This window comes from Streptomyces sp. NPDC054932, from assembly GCF_053610205.1.
The window spans coordinates 14241-27320 of record NZ_JBSGXU010000006.1; the positions used below are offsets into that span (position 1 = coordinate 14241).

The following is a 13080-nucleotide window of genomic DNA, read 5'->3' on the forward strand; positions in this document are numbered from 1 at the left end:
GGCCGCGGCATGGGAGATCTGCTCGTCTTCGTACTGAGCGGTCTGGTCTCCGGCGCCCTGTACGCACTGCTCGCCACCGGGCTGGTGCTGTCGTACTCGGCGTCCGGGCTGTTCAACTTCGCGCACGGGGCCACCGCCTACCTGTGCGCGCTCACCTTCTACGAGCTGCACTCGGGGCTGGGCTGGCCGGCCGTCCCGGCCGCCCTGCTGGTGGTCTTCGTACTGGCCCCCGGTCTCGGCTGGGGCCTGGACCGGCTGATGTTCCGGCGGCTCGCCCGGGTCGGCGAGACCGCGCAGATCGTGGCCACCATCGGGCTGCTGGTGGCGCTGCCGGCCGCCGGGCTGTGGGCGGTGGAGCTGCTGGCCGAGGCGGGCGCGCCGGTGAAACCGGCGGAGAACCAGTTCGGGCTGCCGGGCGTGGGGCCCAGCCCCGCGAAGTCCTGGCAGCTCGCGGAGGGCGTCGGCATCGACTCCGACCAGCTGATCACCTGGGTGGTCACCGCGCTGGTGGCGGTGGCCCTGTGGGTGCTGATGCGGCACACGCGGCTGGGGCTGCAGCTTCGGGCCGCCGTGGACAACCGCTCGCTGACCGAGCTGCGCGGCATCAGCGCCGACCGGCTGTCGTCGGTGGCGTGGATGATCGCGTCGGCGCTGGCCGGCCTGGCGGGGGTGCTGGCGACCCCGCTGCTGGGGCTCTCGGCGCACGACTTCACGCTGTTCCTGTTCGTCTCGGCCACGGCCGCGGTCATCGGACGGTTCGCCTCCGTGCCGCTCGCCTTCGCGGGCGGGCTGGGGCTGGGGGTGCTGCAGAACCTGGTGGCCGGGTACGCGTCCTTCGCCGAGTCCATCACCGGCTTCCGCACGGCGGTGCCCTTCCTGATCCTCTTCGGCGGACTGCTGGTGCTGACCCGCAGGGCGCGCGCGGCGGGGGTCGCCGCCGCGGACGCGCCGCCGGTCGACCATCTGGCCGGGGCCTCGTGGTCGCGCCGGTGGGGGGTGTGGGCGGTGGGCGCGGCGCTCCTGTGCGCGGCGTTCTACACCGTGACCACGCCCTTCTGGAGCGGACTGCTCGCGCAGGGGCTGGCCATCGCGCTGGTGTTCATGTCGTTCACGGTGGTGACCGGGCTCGGGGCGATGGTGTCGCTGGCGCAGGGCACCTTCGTGACCTGCGCCGCGCTCGTGGCCGGGCTGCTCATGAGCCGGGGCTGGCCCTTCGTGGCCGCGCTGGCGGTGGGCACGTGCGTGGCGGCGCTGCTGGGGGCGCTCGTCGCGCTGCCGGCGCTGCGGCTGGGCGGCAGGTCCCTGGCCCTCGCCACGCTGGCGCTGGCGTTCCTCGCCGACCAGGTGCTCTTCCAACTGCGCTGGCTGCGCAACGGCGACGCCGGGTGGTCGATACCGCGGCCGGTCCTCGGGCCGGTCGACCTCTCGGACGACCGGGCGCTGGGGGTGGCCCTGGTAGTACTGGTCGCGCTGGTGGCCGCCGGGCTGAGTGCCCTGCGGAACTCCCCGTCGGGGCGGGCGATGCTGGCGGTGCGGTCGGCCCCGGCGGCGGCCGTGGCCTCCGGGGTCTCCGTGCTGCGGACGAAACTGCTGCTGTTCACGCTGTCGGCGGGGCTCGCCGGGTTCGGGGGCGTGCTGTACGCCTCGTACAACACCCGGATCACGGCGACGGACTTCACGGCGATGACCGGGCTGGTGTGGCTGGCGGTGGTCGTGGCGGCGGGGGTGCGCAGGCCGCAGTACGCGGTGGTGGCGGGGCTGGTGTTCGCGGTCGCCCCGCGGGTGCTGGCGGACTACGTGACCGCGTCGGCCCATCTGCCGGTGATCCTGTTCGGGCTGGCGGGGCTGGCCCTGGCCAACGATCCGGACGGGTACTGCGCGGCGGTGCCGGTGCGGCTGGCTCGGCGGCGCGCCGCGGGACCGCCTCCGCCGCGGATCCCGGCGCAGCCGGGGCCGGCAGGAGGGCGCGCCGCCGCTTCCCGGGGCTCCGTCCCGGACCCCGCGCCTCGAACTCCCCCGGCGGGGCTGGATCCGCCCGCCGGAGCCGCCGCACTTGAGCTGCGCGGGGTCACGGCCGGGTACGACGGGGGGCTCGTGCTGCACGGGGTCGATCTGACCGTCCGGGCGGGCGAGATCCTCGCCGTGCTCGGGCCCAACGGGGCCGGGAAGAGCACCGCCTGCCGGGTGGCCGCCGGGCTGCTGCCCGTCGGGGCCGGAGCGGTGTACACGAGCGGACGGGACACCACTCGGGACGGGGCCGTGCGCCGGTCCCGGGCCGGGGTGCTGCTCGCTCCCGAAGGGCGGGGGATCTTCCCCTCGCTCACCATCGAGGAGAACCTGGCCCTGTACCTCAGGGACGCCGGGGCACGGGCCGCCGTCTACGCGCGCTTCCCGCGGCTCGCGGAGCGGCGCGGGATTCCCGCCGGTGCGCTGTCCGGCGGGGAGCAGCAGATGCTGGCCCTGGCGCCGCTGCTGCAGCGGCCGCCCGCGGTCCTGATCGCCGACGAACCGTCCCTCGGGCTCGCCCCGCGCGTGGTGGAGGACGTGTACGCGCTGCTCACCGAGCTCCGCGACGCCGGGACCGCGCTGCTCCTGGTGGAGGAGAAGGCCGCCGAGATCCTGGGGATCGCCGACACCGTGGCCTACCTCTCCCAGGGGCGGGTCTCCTGGTGCGGCCCCCGGGCCGAGGTGGAGGCGGACCGGCTCACCGAGGCCTACCTGGGGATGGCGACATGAGCGGGGGCGGGTACGTGCTGGAGGCGCGCGGGATCGGCGTGCGGTTCGGCGGTGTCAGGGCGCTGACCGGGGTGGACCTCGGGGTCCGCGCGGGCGAGGTGTGCGGACTGATCGGGCCGAACGGTGCCGGGAAGACCACGCTGTTCGACGTCCTGTCCGGGATCCGCCGCCCCGACCGGGGGCGGATGCTGCTGGACGGGGTGGACGTGACCCGCCGCTCCCCCGTCTGGCGGGCCCGGCACGGCATACGCCGGACCTTCCAGCGGCAGCAGCTGTTCGGCCAGCTCAGCGTGGCCGACAACGTGCTGGTGGCGCAGGAGTGGCGGGGCGGCGGGGGCGGTCCGGCCGCCGATCTCCTCGCCCTGCCGGCCCGGCGGGCCCGGGAGCGTGAGCGCCGGGCCCGCGGCGAGCGGGTGCTGGCCGACTGCGGGATCGGCGCGCTCGGGGCCTCGTACGCGGGCGGGCTGCCCGTCGGGCAGGCCCGGATGGTGGAGCTGGCCCGCGCGGTCGCCGATCCGCCGCGGGTGCTGCTGCTGGACGAGCCCGCGTCGGGCATGTCCGCGCCCGAGCGCGAGCGGCTCGCGGAGGTCGTCCGGCGGCTGGCGGACCGGGAGGGCTGTGGAGTGCTGCTGGTCGAGCACAACGTGGCCTTCGTGATGGACCTGTGCACGCGGGTCGTCGTACTGGACCTCGGGACGGTGCTGGCCGAGGGCACCGCGGCCGAGGTGCGGGCGAACCCGCTGGTGCGGGAGGCGTACCTCGGGACGGGGTGAGGGAGCGCGCCGGGTGCGCACGGGATGCGCCCGCGAATGGCGGGAATACGTCGCACGAGAGGCCGGTTGTCGCCCCTCGTACGACGCTGTACCACCGCGCACCCGTGCGCCGACGTGAGGGAACGACCCGACGTGAACCAGGTCCCGGCCATCAGGCTCAACAACGGCACGCTCATGCCCCAGCTCGGCTACGGCGTCTGGCAGGTGCCGGACGCGGAGGCGGAGCGCGCCGTCGGGACCGCCCTGGAGGCCGGTTACCGGAGCATCGACACGGCCGCCATCTACGGCAACGAGGCGGGCACCGGCAAGGCCGTCGCCGCCTCCGGCCTGGCGCGCGAGGAGCTGTTCGTCACCACCAAGCTGTGGAACGGTCCCCGGCAGACGTGGGGGCGCGACGAGGTGCTGCGCGCCTTCGACGACTCGCTGTCGAAGCTGGGTCTGGACCACGTGGACCTGTACCTGATCCACTGGCCGCGTCCGATGCGCGACGACTTCCTCACCATCTGGAAGACCTTCGAGGAGATCGCGGCGAGCGGCCGCGCCGGGGCGGTCGGCGTGTCGAACTTCCGCCCGGCCGATCTGGACCGGATCGCCGCCGAGAGCGAGCTGGTCCCGGCCGTGAACCAGGTCGAGCTGCACCCGCTCTTCCCGCAGGCCGAGCTGCGCGCCCTGCACGCTCAGCGCGGGATCGCCACCGAGGCCTGGTCCCCGCTGGGCCAGGGCAAGGAGCTCCTGACCCTCCCGGCCGTGACGGCGATCGCCGCCCGGTACGGCCGCAGCGCCGCGCAGGTGGTGCTGCGCTGGCACCTGCAGCACGGGAACGTCGTGATCCCGAAGTCCGTGACCCCCGCGCGCATCCGGGAGAACCTGGACGTGTTCGGCTTCGAGCTGGCTGCGGCCGACATGGCCGCCCTGGACGCCCTGGGCGCGGGCGCGGCGGGCCGCCGGATCGGTCCGGACCCGGCCGAATTCGACGTGTGACGGGAGCCGGGGCGGGCCCGCCCGCGGGTCAGACGCGTACGAAGCTCCGTATGCGGTACGTCGGCTCCGCGCGCGGGACGTCCTGGTCCGGCAGCAGTTCCAGGCGGGCCGCCAGCTCCTGCGCGGTGATGCCGCGCGGCACGATCCGCGAGGCGTACCGGCCCGCGAGCAGCGCCTCGGCGGAGCCGCGCGGGGTGCGGCCCTGGCCGTGGCCGGTGAAGCGGGCCTCGCCGACCGGGAGCAGGCCCGCCCGGGCCGCGTAGGCCTCGACCTCCCCGGAGGCGTCCGAGGGGGTCGGGGTCAGGTGCGCGGCGAAGACGGCGTCGATGTCGCTGCCGACGTCGTGCGCCGAGTCCTTGTCCACGGTGGCGAGGAGGACCCCGCCGGGTCGCAGCACCCGCGCGGCCTCGGCGATCACCGCCGGGACCAGCCCCGGCTCCCGCAGCAGGTGCAGCAGCCACACCGCGCTCACCGCGCAGAGCGATCCCGACCGCACCGGCAGCCGGGCCGCGTCGGCGAGGGTCACCGGGACACCGCGCCGCAGGGCCGCCGCGGCCATGCCCCGGGAGGCGTCCGCGCCCAGGACGCGCAGTGCGGGGCGCCGCAGCCGGTCGGTGACGAGGCCCGTGCCGCAGCCGAGGTCGAGGAGGACCTCGGCGTCCGCCGGGAGCAGTCCGAGGACGGCGGCGGCCGCCGCCTCGGCGCGCGGGGTGCCGCCGCGGGTGGCGTCGTAGAACGCGGCCTCGGCGTCGTAGTCGAGCAGGGGTCTCACGGACGGTATGTGCGTGGTCATCAGCTCGCGCCGTGGGCCGGGGCGAGGGCTTCGACGCGTTCGGCGAGGGCGAAGTCCGACTCCGTCACCACGTCGCCGGCGTCATGGCTGTTCACGGAGAGCCGGACCGTGTTGTAGCCGAGTGTCAGGTCGGAGTGGTGGTTCAACTCCTGCTGCACGGAGGCGATGTGGGCGACGAGGGCGCTCGCGGCGAAGTGCGTGCCCAGGCGGTAGGTGCGGAAGATCCGGTCGTCCTCGAAGGCCCAGCCGGGGAGCTCCCGCAACCGGTCCTCGATCTCCTTCTGTGACAGCGGCTCACTCGGCATGCACCGGCTCCTTTTCCCCGTGACGTGTAGTCAAGGTTCCCACAGTGGACGCCGGAACAATCCTTTCGCGCCATAGTGCGCTCGGGTACTCCTACGCCTTCCGCGTCCGTCGCGCCCCCCATATGCTCCTGCGCCGGACAGGCTGTTACCAGCGGTAACGAGGGGGTACTCGCCATGGCGGGCACGGGCAGTTCCAGGCGTACGTTCATCGCGGGCGCGGGCGCGGCGGCCGCCTCCGGGGCGGTCATGACCGGGGCCGCGGCCGCGCCGGCGGCCGCCGCCGCACCCGGCCCTGCCCCGGACGGACGGCGTGTCGCGGTGCTCGGCGGCGGGGTGGCCGGCCTGACCGCGGCACACGAACTCGCCGAGCGCGGCTACGCCGTGACCGTGTACGAGCGCCGGGCGCTCGGCGGCAAGGCCCGCAGCATGGACGTGCCCGGCAGCGCCCGCGGCGGGCGCCGGCCGCTGCCCGCCGAGCACGGCTTCCGCTTCATCCCCGGCATCTACCACAACCTCCCCGACACGATGCGGCGCATCCCCTTCCCCGGGAACGCGGGCGGCGTGTGGGACAACCTCGTCGCCCCGCGCGAGATGATGTTCGCCCGCGCCGCCGGGCGCGAGGACCTGCGCGCGCCCATCCCCTGGCCGGAGCACTCCCCCGCCGAGCTGACGCCCGAGGAGCTCCGGCGCGCGCTCACCGGCATCCTGCAGACACTGGTCCGGCTCCCGCTGCACGAGACGGCGTACTTCGTCGACCGGGTGCTCGTCTTCCTCACCAGCTGCGACGAGCGGCGCGAGGAGGTCTGGGAGCGGACGCCCTGGTGGGACTTCGTCCGGGCGGAACGGATGTCGAACGAGTACCGGCGCATCCTCGCCGTCGGCATCACCCGCAACATCGTGGCGACCAAGGCCGAGGAGGCCTCCACCCGTACGGTCGGCACCCTCGGCGAGGCCTTCGTCTTCAACCTGCTGGGGCGCGGGGCGGACGGCCCGCCCGACCGGATCCTGAACCTGCCGACCAACGAGGCCTGGATCGACCCCTGGGAGGCCCATCTGCGGTCCCTCGGAGTGGAGTTCAGGATCGGCTGGACCGTCCGGGAGGTGCGGTACGCGGGCGGCCGGGTGAGCGGGGTCGCCGTCGAGGGTCCGGACGGGGTCCGGCAGACCGTCACCGCCGACCACTACGTGAGCGCGCTGCCCGTCGAGCACGCCCGCCGCACCTGGAGCGCGGCGCTGCGGGCCGCGGATCCGATGCTGGGGCGCTGCGACCGGCTGCAGACCGACTGGATGACCGGCATCCAGTTCTACCTCACCGAGCGGGCCCCGCTGGTGCACGGTCACCTCAACTGCATCGACTCGCCCTGGTCGTTGACGGCGATCCAGCAGGCCGAGCACTGGCCGTCCCGGGACTTCCCGGCCGACTACGGCGACGGTGCGGCGGTCGACTGCCTGTCGGTGGACATCTCGGAGTGGGACAGGCCGGGGATCCTGTACGGGAAGACGGCCAAGCAGTGCACCCGCGAGGAGGTGGCGCGCGAGGTGTGGGCTCAGCTGAAGGCCTCCCTCAACGACACCGGGAAGATCCTGCTGGCCGACTCCGGGCTGCACTCCTGGTTCCTGGACCCGGGCGTGGACGGGCTCGGCACCCCGCACCCCACCAACCAGGACGAGCTGCTGATCCACCCGGTCGGCACCCTCCACAACCGGCCGAGCGCGGGCACCCGCATCCCGAACTTCTTCCTCAGCGGGGACTACGTCGCCGTCGACATCGACCTGGCGACGATGGAGGGGGCCAACGCCTCGGCCCGTGCGGCCGTCAACGCCCTGCTGGACCGGGACGGTTCGCAGGCCCCGCGGTGCACGGTCCGGCCGATGTACCGGGCCCCGGAGCTGGAATCCGCCAAGCGGCACGACCTGTGGCGCCACCGTCTCGGCCTGCGCAACGTCTTCGACCTGGGCTGAGCCTCCTCGGTTAACGTCGTGTGCATGACGACGACCCACGTGGGCACCCTGCTGCGCGCCTGGCGGGACCGGCGCGGCATCAGCCAGCTGGAACTGGCGGGCCGCGCCGAATCCTCGTCCCGCCACATCAGCTTCATCGAAACGGGCCGGTCCCGGCCGAGCGAGGAGATGGTGCTCCGGCTCGCCGACCATCTGGACGTACCCGTGCGGGAGCGCAATTCCCTGCTCCTGGCCGCCGGTTACGCCCCGCGCTACGCGCACACCGCGCTGGACGACCCGGCGATGGAGACGCTGCGCGAGGGGATCGAGCGCCTGCTGACGGGGTACGAGCCGTATCCCGCGCTGGTGGTGAACTCCATGTACGACGTCGTCGCGGCCAACCGGGGCATCGCGATGCTGCTGGAAGGGCTCCCGGAGCACCTGCTGACCCCGCCGCTGAACGCCATGCGGATCACCCTGCACCCGGAGGGCCTGGCCCCGAGGATCCGCAACCTCAGGGAGTGGCGCGGCCACCTGCTGGCGCAGATGGGCCGGCAGATCGCGCTGGCCCGGTCCGAGCCGCTGCGCGCCCTGTACGAGGAGGTGTCGGCCTATCCGGTCGCCGAGCGCCCGGGCGACAGCGCACCGGACGAGCCCGTCGCGTACATCGCGCTGCCACTGGTCATCGAGCACGACGGGCACGTGCTGTCCTTCGTGTCGTCCATCGCCACCTTCAACACCCCGATGGACGTGACCGTCGCCGAGCTGGCCATCGAGACGATGCTCCCGGCCGACCCGGCGACGGTGAAGTACCTGCGCTCACTGGGAGGCTGAGCCCTGACGCAGGGCCAGCTGCTGGAGCACGGCGAAGCCCGCCACGGTGAGGGCCTGCACCGGGATCCACAGCAGCCCGGCGGCGGTGGGGTGGAACCAGAGCGCCAGTGACACCAGACTCAGTGCGGCCCAGGCGTAATTCGTCTCGATGACGAGCTTCACGGGCAGCACGGGCGGCTGCCGCCGGGAGGCGAGCCAGCCCACCCCGGCCCCGTACACGGCGAGGAGGATCCCGAGTTCCAGCAGCAGCCCGGGCCCGACCCCGAGCAGCCGGCCGAGCGGGGCGGAGAAGGCCGCGTACGCCAGCCCGTTGGTGGTGGTGACCACGGAGTCGAGGGCGAGGAAGCGGCGCAGCGCGGCCTGCGGGACGCGGTTGCGGGCGAAGCCGGCGAGCGGGGTCGCGGACATGGGAATCAGCCTCCATCGAGGTCGAACGGCCAGGTGGGACACGGGTTCCGGGACCGAGTGCGCGGCCCCGGGACCCGCTGCGTCCACTGTGCCGGGGGCCTTGGAACGGGTCGATTACCTCCGAGGTCATGCCAACCCTTTTTGAGCTGTACGGCAGGAAACGTTGGGGTTCCTCTGGTTCGGCCAGGGGCGGGGGGCTAGGCTTCACGAAGCCCGATCACCTCGAACGTCTTGTCGACATATGGAGAATCCGCCGGTGCGAGCCGCCGCCAGACCCGACCTCGCCGCGATCTGGCGTCGCGTCGAGGCACTGTCGCAGGAGAGCGGGCAGGATCCGGCCGAGGTGCTGGCGGCGGAGCGGCTCGGTCACCTGTCCGGGGTCGAACCCGGGCGCATACCCCAGGTGGTGGCGGGCACCGCCGTCGAAGTTCCGCTGGAGCGGCGGGTGCACCAGCGGTTCCTGCTGCTGCGCACCACCCGGCGCGACAAGCACGGCCGGGAATGGCCACTGGCCGCGATAGCCGACGACTTCGATGCCCCCGGCGCCTCCCTCGGGCCCCTCAACGCGGGCACCGGGCTGCCCCGGATGGGTCACGCGGCCGGTGTGCAGCGGTTCTTCGGCGTCCATGCCGGTTTCCTCCTGGCCGACAGCAAGAGCGCGGTGGAACGCGCCCTCGCCCTGTCCGCCACCACCGTCTCGGACGGCAGGGACGACCTGGAGCGCCTGTCGTACCTCACCGGAATGACCCCGCAGGCCGTCCGGCTCACCCTCGACGGCAGCCCGCCCCGGCTGCCGCTGAAGGAGCAGGTGCACCTGCGCTTCGAGCACCTGCGCCGCACCCGCGTACGCGAGGACGGCCAGCCCCACTCACTGGCGGCCATCGCCAGGTCCTTCGACGCGTCGGGGCAGTCGCTGACCCGCCTCGCCCAGGGCGAGGGCCTGCCCAACCTCGCCGCGGCCGCCGGGATCCAGCGTTTCTACGGCGTCGAGGGCGGCTTCCTGCTGGCCGACGACACCGAGGCGCTCTCCACCGCCCTGGCCCTGATCGAGGGGGACCTGGAGTCCGCGGTCCGGGACCGGGAGAACCCGATGCTGGCGGTGATGCGGGCCCACGACGTACGGAGCATCGTCACGCGGGCCGGCCGGCTGTCGCCCCAGGGCTGGAAGTCCCTGGCCGACCACCTGGACGACCTCCTCGCGCGCGAGGGGCAGCTCGGAATCGCGGGCACGAGGGGCGGAGCACCGGCCGAGGGCGCCGCCGAGGGAGAAACACCATGAGGACCACACGGGCCGTGCGCGAGCCGGGCCCCGAACCGCGGGAGGGCGCGCGCCCGGCGCCGCGGGCCCGTCCCGCGGCAATCACCCGGACGCGGTGCGCCGCCTGCGCCCGACACCGGGGCAAAGGGCGGAAGGTCGATTTCCGTATCTCCTGCCACCCGCCCGGCGGGACACCACGGCCACCGCGCGGGCCAGGGGGATCCGGCGGAGATCCGGGCCGGTACCGCCGGCCCGCACCCCGCCGGCATCCCGCGCACCCCTCTGCCGCCGCCCCGGGAGCAGCCGCTCCCCGGGGCGATCGAGCGCCCCACGTCCTCACTCGGTCGGGGAAGCCCCGTGCCACGCCGTGACCCGCACAGCCGGTCGCCGCATTCCTCACGCCGATGCCCTCAGCACGGCCCTGACAGAGAGCCCGCCACGATGACCCAGTCCTCCCCGCCCCGCCACGCCGTCGTCATAGGCGGCAGTCTGGCCGGCCTCCTCGCGGCCGCTGTCCTCGCCGAGCACGCCACGGTCACCGTCATCGACGCCGACCCGCTGCCCGAGGGCCCGGCTCCGCGCCGTGGGCTCCCTCAGGCCCGGCACACCCACCTGCTGTGGTCGGGCGGTGCCCGGGCCATAGAGCGGATCCTGCCGGGCATCACCGACGACTGGACGAAGGCGGGCGCCATCCGCCGCAGCCTGCCCACCGACCTGGTCACCAAGACCGCCCAGGGCTGGATCCCGCGCTGCGGGGAGAAGCAGTTCAACATCTCCTGCAGCCGCGACCTCCTCGACTCGGTGGTCCGCGCCCGGGTGACCGGCCTGCCGGGGGTGTCCACCCTCCAGCAGAGCCGGGTCCGGGGTCTGGAGGGCACGGCGGCCCGCGTCACCGGCGTCCGCGTCGACACCCCCGAGGAGCAGGACCGGCTGGTGACGGCCGATCTCGTGATCGACGCCAGCGGTCGCGGCTCGCGGGCCCGGACCTGGCTCCAGGCACTCGGTGTGAGCGGCATCCGGCAGGCCGAGGTCGACTCCGGTCTCGTCTACGCGACCCGGATCTTCGAGGCCCCCGCCGGGGCGCACGAGATGGGTTTCCCCATCGTCAACGTGCAGTCCGACCCCCGGGTGCCCGTCCCCGGGCAGACGGCCACGATCGTGCCGATCGAGAACGGCCAGTGGCAGGCCACCCTGTCCGGCACCCGCGGAGGCCAGCCGACCGGCGACCCCGACGCGTTCATCCCGTTCGCCAAGGCCGTCCGCGACCCGATCGTCGGCGAGCTCCTGGAGGGCCGCAAGCCCCTGACGGACGTCGCCGTCACCCAGGGCACCGCCAACCGCCGGATCTACTTCGAGAAGGCCGAGCTGCCCGACGGCTTCTTCGCCGTCGGAGACTCGGTCGCCACCTTCAACCCGCTGTACGGGCAGGGCATGACCGTCGCCGCCCAGGGGCTGCTGGCCGTCCGCACCCTGCTTCGGGCGAAGGGCCTGTCCCACCCCGGGATCGGCCGCGAGGCACAGCGCGCGATCGCGCCCCAGGTCAGCACCGCCTGGGAGCTCGCCACGTCGCAGGACATCCTGTATCCGGGGGCCACCGGGATGAAGCCGCGCGCCGGCACCGGTCTGCTCAATGCCTACGTCAACCGGCTGATGACGGGCGCCACCACGGACGAAGCACTCACTGCCGCCCTGTTCAAGGTCCTCACCATGAGCATCGCGCCCACCCACTGGCTCCGCCCGTCGGTGGTCTGGCACGTGCTGCGCGCCTCGAGCCGGGGCGCCCTGAAGGCGCCGCCGCTCACCGCCGCCGAGCGGGCCGTCGCCGGGCTCGACCCGGCGCCCGGCTCCCGTACCGGATCGGGGACCGGGACCGGCCCGGGGACCGCGAGCGGCGGCGCCGCCGGCCCTGCAGCGGACCCGGTCGGCCCCGCCGACCCCGTCGGACAGGCCCGATGAGACGCGGCGCCCCGGGCCAGGGGGTGTCCGGGGCCCGGGGCGTGCGTCGCGCGCGGGATCCGCGCGCGGCGGGATCAGAGCTCCGCGAGGTCCAGCCCGGCCTGCGCGGCGGCCGCCTGCACGGTCTGCTCCAGCAGGACGGCGATGGTCATCGGGCCGACCCCGCCCGGCACCGGGGTGATCAGCGAGGCCCGGGCAGCGGCCGACTCGAAGTGCACGTCGCCGACGTTGCCCTCGTTGTACCCGGCGTCCAGGACCACGGCGCCCGGCTTGATGTCCTCGCCCCGGATGAACTCGGCCTTGCCGACGGCGGCGACCAGCACGTCGGCCTGGCGCACGATCGAGGGAAGGTCCACGGTGCGCGAGTGGCAGTAGGTGACGGTGGCGTTCTGCTCCAGCAGCAGCATCCCGGCGGGCTTGCCCAGGATCGCGCTGCGGCCGACGACGACGGCGTGCTTGCCGGTCAGGTCCACGTCGTAGGCGGCGAGCAGGCGCATGATGCCGCCGGGGGTGCAGGAGACGAAGCCGGGCAGCCCGAAGCCCATGGCGGCGAAGGAGTGCATGGTGACCCCGTCGACGTCCTTGCCCGGGGCGATGGCCTCGAAGGCGGCGCGCTCGTCGATGTGGTGCGGGACGGGGTGCTGGAGCAGGATGCCGCTGATCTCCGGGTCCTCGGAGAGCGCGGTGAGGGTGGCCACCAGTTCCTCGGTGGTGGTCGCGGCGGGCAGCTCGACGTGGCGGGAGGTGATCCCCGCCTTGGCGCAGCGGTTCTGCTTCATGCGTACGTAGGTCACGGAGGCGGGGTCCTCGCCGACCAGCACGGTCGCGAGGCAGGGCGCGGTACCGGTGCGCTCGGTGATCTTCGCCGCGAGGGCGGCGGTCTCCTCGGAGATGCGGCGGGCGAGGGCGGTGCCGTCCATCAGCCGGGCAGTGGCGGTCGTCATGGGGTCTCCTGAACGTCGCTGCGGATCGCGGTTCGCCCAGGCGCGCGGCAGTCGGCGCACCGGGTCCACAGGTACGCCGGGCCGCTCCCCGGTGGTGATCCACCCGAACGCCAGTCACGGCCCGCCGACCACTGTAGTCGACATATCCGGT

11 protein-coding genes and 1 riboswitch are annotated in these 13080 nt (G+C 74.1%); of the genes, 7 read left to right on the plus strand and 4 right to left on the minus strand.

Annotation, left to right across the window (positions count from 1 at the left end; all coding sequences use genetic code 11):
• The first annotated feature begins 9 nt into the window (after positions 1 to 9).
• The 3 genes from ACWGE1_RS02930 to ACWGE1_RS02940 all read left to right on the plus strand — a co-directional run bounded on the left by ACWGE1_RS02930 (position 10) and on the right by ACWGE1_RS02940 (position 4490).
• Positions 10 to 2736 (plus strand): ABC transporter permease subunit, encoded by a 2727-nt coding sequence (locus tag ACWGE1_RS02930; protein WP_453418796.1) that lies wholly within the window; start codon positions 10 to 12, stop codon positions 2734 to 2736.
• Positions 2733 to 3509, plus strand: coding sequence for an ABC transporter ATP-binding protein (locus ACWGE1_RS02935; RefSeq protein ID WP_453418797.1), 777 nt, complete (start codon positions 2733 to 2735; stop codon positions 3507 to 3509). Before ACWGE1_RS02930 ends, ACWGE1_RS02935 begins: the two co-directional genes overlap by 4 nt.
• 132 nt (positions 3510 to 3641) lie before the next feature.
• Positions 3642 to 4490 (plus strand): aldo/keto reductase, encoded by an 849-nt coding sequence (locus ACWGE1_RS02940; RefSeq protein WP_453418798.1) that lies wholly within the window; start codon positions 3642 to 3644, stop codon positions 4488 to 4490.
• Positions 4491 to 4518: 28 nt separating this feature from the next.
• Here ACWGE1_RS02940 and ACWGE1_RS02945 read toward each other — a convergent pair whose 3' ends face one another.
• Together ACWGE1_RS02945 and ACWGE1_RS02950 are read right to left on the minus strand one after the other, a co-directional pair.
• Positions 4519 to 5283 carry a class I SAM-dependent methyltransferase gene (locus ACWGE1_RS02945; RefSeq protein ID WP_453418799.1) on the minus strand — a complete coding sequence of 255 codons (765 nt, stop codon included), beginning with the start codon at positions 5281 to 5283 and terminating at the stop codon, positions 4519 to 4521.
• Entirely contained in the window at positions 5283 to 5588 is a 306-nt protein-coding gene (locus ACWGE1_RS02950; protein WP_327265290.1) for a 4a-hydroxytetrahydrobiopterin dehydratase, read from the minus strand. The genes ACWGE1_RS02945 and ACWGE1_RS02950 overlap by 1 nt, the downstream gene beginning before the upstream one ends.
• A gap of 174 nt (positions 5589 to 5762) precedes the next feature.
• Here ACWGE1_RS02950 and ACWGE1_RS02955 point away from each other — a divergent pair, with 174 nt between their 5' ends.
• Together ACWGE1_RS02955 and ACWGE1_RS02960 are read left to right on the plus strand one after the other, a co-directional pair.
• Positions 5763 to 7550 carry a hydroxysqualene dehydroxylase gene (locus tag ACWGE1_RS02955; protein WP_453418800.1) on the plus strand — a complete coding sequence of 596 codons (1788 nt, stop codon included), beginning with the start codon at positions 5763 to 5765 and terminating at the stop codon, positions 7548 to 7550.
• A gap of 24 nt (positions 7551 to 7574) precedes the next feature.
• Positions 7575 to 8363: a helix-turn-helix domain-containing protein gene (locus tag ACWGE1_RS02960; protein ID WP_453418801.1), complete on the plus strand. Its 789-nt coding sequence runs from the start codon at positions 7575 to 7577 to the stop codon at positions 8361 to 8363.
• Here ACWGE1_RS02960 and ACWGE1_RS02965 read toward each other — a convergent pair.
• Positions 8349 to 8771 carry a hypothetical protein gene (locus ACWGE1_RS02965; RefSeq protein ID WP_453418802.1) on the minus strand — a complete coding sequence of 141 codons (423 nt, stop codon included), beginning with the start codon at positions 8769 to 8771 and terminating at the stop codon, positions 8349 to 8351. The two genes, ACWGE1_RS02960 and ACWGE1_RS02965, sit on opposite strands and share 15 nt — an antisense overlap.
• Before the next feature lie 256 nt (positions 8772 to 9027).
• On the opposite strand from ACWGE1_RS02965, the gene ACWGE1_RS02970 reads away from it, so the two are divergent.
• Together ACWGE1_RS02970 and ACWGE1_RS02975 are read left to right on the plus strand one after the other, a co-directional pair.
• Positions 9028 to 10050, plus strand: coding sequence for a hypothetical protein (locus ACWGE1_RS02970; protein ID WP_453418803.1), 1023 nt, complete (start codon positions 9028 to 9030; stop codon positions 10048 to 10050).
• A gap of 420 nt (positions 10051 to 10470) precedes the next feature.
• A complete protein-coding gene (locus ACWGE1_RS02975) occupies positions 10471 to 11985 on the plus strand; it encodes an NAD(P)/FAD-dependent oxidoreductase (RefSeq protein ID WP_453418804.1) in 1515 nt (504 codons plus the stop codon).
• 74 nt (positions 11986 to 12059) lie between these two features.
• Here ACWGE1_RS02975 and ACWGE1_RS02980 read toward each other — a convergent pair whose 3' ends face one another.
• Entirely contained in the window at positions 12060 to 12929 is an 870-nt protein-coding gene (locus ACWGE1_RS02980) for a bifunctional 5,10-methylenetetrahydrofolate dehydrogenase/5,10-methenyltetrahydrofolate cyclohydrolase (protein WP_453418805.1), read from the minus strand.
• Positions 12930 to 12956: 27 nt separating this feature from the next.
• A riboswitch (ZMP/ZTP riboswitch) is annotated at positions 12957 to 13057 on the minus strand.
• Positions 13058 to 13080 lie beyond the last annotated feature (23 nt).